Source organism: Xanthomonas populi (assembly GCF_002940065.1).
Lineage (GTDB): Bacteria > Pseudomonadota > Gammaproteobacteria > Xanthomonadales > Xanthomonadaceae > Xanthomonas > Xanthomonas populi.
Window position 1 is genome coordinate 1 of the sequence record NZ_MDEJ01000242.1, and the last position, 2,683, is coordinate 2,683.

Annotated in this window: 2 protein-coding genes and 1 pseudogene; 2 read left to right on the plus strand and 1 reads right to left on the minus strand. The window is 62.1% G+C overall.

The window, feature by feature from the left end; genetic code table 11:
• Positions 1 to 203 precede the first annotated feature (203 nt).
• On the minus strand, positions 204 to 1,175 hold the full coding sequence (locus XpopCFBP1817_RS20345; RefSeq protein WP_128418456.1) for a LysR family transcriptional regulator: 972 nt from the start codon (positions 1,173 to 1,175) through the stop codon (positions 204 to 206).
• 135 nt (positions 1,176 to 1,310) lie between these two features.
• On the opposite strand from XpopCFBP1817_RS20345, the gene XpopCFBP1817_RS20350 reads away from it, so the two are divergent.
• Both XpopCFBP1817_RS20350 and XpopCFBP1817_RS23815 read left to right on the plus strand, forming a co-directional pair.
• Positions 1,311 to 1,586, plus strand: a complete 276-nt coding sequence (locus tag XpopCFBP1817_RS20350; protein WP_128418457.1) for a DUF2798 domain-containing protein — start codon at positions 1,311 to 1,313, stop codon at positions 1,584 to 1,586.
• A 418-nt stretch (positions 1,587 to 2,004) separates the two neighbouring features.
• Positions 2,005 to 2,604: pseudogene (locus XpopCFBP1817_RS23815) on the plus strand (glycoside hydrolase family 16 protein); the annotation flags it as partial.
• Positions 2,605 to 2,683: the final 79 nt, after the last annotated feature.

Sequence of the window (2,683 nt, forward strand, 5' to 3'; positions counted from 1 at the left end):
ACACCGCGCAGGTGCTGACGCTGTTTGCGCTATCCAATCTATGGATGGTGCGCCGGCAGTGATTGCCGGCCAAGGCATCAGGCTGTCCGGCGGCAGCTGACGCCGCCAGATACGCGCAAAATCTCGTCTTACATACCCAATTCGCGCGTTATGGCGCTCTCGGTGCTGATATTTTTGGGTCTTGCGAGTTGTTCAGACCTTTCCTAGAGACCAGCTGCTGCCTGAGCGGGCGCAGATGTCAGCGCAGGCTCGGTAAAGCGCCATTGCGCCGGCAGGCGTTCGAGTACGTGGCCCATGAAGGCGCGCACCTTCGGGGTGAAGTCGCGGCGGTCGGCAACGCAGAGGTAGATCCGTAGTGGTTCGGGCGCGGCCTGGGTCGTTGCGCGGGTATCGGGCACGAACAGCGGCTGCAGCTCGCCGCGTTGAAGGTAGGGCTGCACGACATAGGCGGCCAGCCGCGCGATGCCGCCACCGGCGGCGGCCATGCTGGCGAGCGCATCGATATCGTCACTAACCATCGCCTTGCCCAGCTCCGGCTGGAAGCGCACGCCATTGCGCACGAAATTCCAAGGCAGACAACGCCCGCCGACGGGGTAACGCAGCAACAGGCAGTGGTGGTATTTCAATTCGTCCGGGATCTGCGGCGTACCGCAACGGGCCAGGTACTCCGGCGACGCGCAGACCACCAGCGGCACCTGCGCGATGCAGCGCGCCACCAGGCCGTCTACCAGCTGCGCTTCGATACGCACACTGACATCCACGCTTTCCTGCGCGTGCTGAACGGCGCGGTCGGTGCACAGCAGTTCGATGTCCAGTTGCGGATAGCGCTGGCGCAGCGCCGGCAACATCGGTGCGAGCACATGGCGTGCGAACGCGGCGGTGCTGGCCACGCGCAAACGTCCGGCCGGGGCCTGTTGTGGACCGGCGACCGATTGCCGCGCGCGTTCCAGGTCCCGCTCCAACTGCCGCACCTGTTCGAAGTACAGCGTGCCGCGCTCGGTGAGCGCCAGGCTGCGCGTGGTCCGGTGCAACAAACGCACGCCCAGGTGCTGTTCCAGACGGGCGATGTTCTGGCTGACCGCGGCCGCACTGACCCCCAGCAACTTGGCGCCACCGGCAATGCTGCCGGCATTGACGGTGCTGACAAAACTACGGATGGACCGAAGAATGTTCATTTGTTAGGCACGTATTACCAAACGATTCGTAATTTTTTCTTACGTAAGCCGCAAGGCTACGCGATCTACCCCGGCTGAGGTGGCGTCTCTACAGTGCTGCCCACACTGCGGTTCCGCGGCAATCGAGATCATCCCATGTCGTCATCTCCCCCCTCCTCCTCATTGGTGCGCACGCGCTGGAAACTCGGCGTGCGTGCCAACCCGTTCGTCTTCGCGTTCTACATGGCGGCGATCATGGCGCTGCCGATGTGCCTGGTGATCACCGGCGCCACTACCGGGCTGGCACCCGGCTATGTGTGGCGTGTACTGGACGCCTACCGCATTGCGATGCCCACCGCGTTCTGTTGTGTGCTGGTGGTGCGGCCGTTGGTGATACGGCTGGTGGCGTGGACGGTGCACGCGGGGCATTGAGGTATCCGTCGGCGCGTGTGCGTTATAAGAGAGCCAACTGGCGTGTTCTTCGATACGCGTGCGACTGCATCTGGATCTTTCGGAGATGCCGGTCTCTCGCCGCCAATGCGAAAGAGCGCTGTTGCATGACCGGTGTTAGCGCTTGGATCCGTGCATGATCGATACGTGCGTCATCGCTTTCATCCACATGCCATGGCTTGTGCAATTCACCAATCGCGCATCACAACAATCGCAAACACGTGCTGCGGCGCAACACCACACAGACTGCGTTTGCGACCGGCATCATGTCAATGATGGACTATTCCGAAATGAACACAACGAAACTAAAAAACGCCCCACAATTGCTTTGACACTGAAGTAGCCGCTGCGCAGCGTCGCTTCTCCACGGAGGCGAGTCCGCCTTTTGGGGAAGCACCCAATGAACACGCTACGCAGCGTCGCTGTGCAGTTCGCCGTTGTGTTGGGCATGGCCCTCTCGCCGAGTGCGCAGGCGCAAACCCTGGCGTTGGAAGACAACTTCAACGGGCCGGGCATCGACGGCAACACATGCACCTACGACGTCGGCAACGGTTGCCAGATCGGTTTATGCGGTTGGGGTAATTGCGAGATGGAGTACTCCACCAGCCATGCCGAGAAGGCGCGTATCGACAATGGTCGGCGGGTCATCGAGGCGCGGCGCGAGGCATTTCAGGGCATGCCGTTTCCCTCGGCGAGGCTCAAGACCGAAAGCCGTATGCACGTCACATAAGGCACGCTGGAAGCCCGCATCAAGACGCCGGTGGTCGGCAACCGGCTGTGGCCAGCGTACTGGATGCTGGGCACGATCGGCGTATGGCCCGGTCGCGGCGAAATCGATCTGATGGAAGCCGGCATGGCTGCGGCAGTGGCTGCCGGCACCGCCAACCGCCGCATCGGCGCCGCTGTGCAGTGGGACGACAACGGTTCGCAAGCCGACTACGACACCAGCTACACCACCCCGGTGAATCTGCACAACCACGTCCATGTGTATCGGTTGACCTAAGAGCCTGTTCAAAGTCTTCTAAGCAGCAACGCCAGGAACGCCAGGAACGCCAGGTGGATCATCTGCAAGCTGGTGT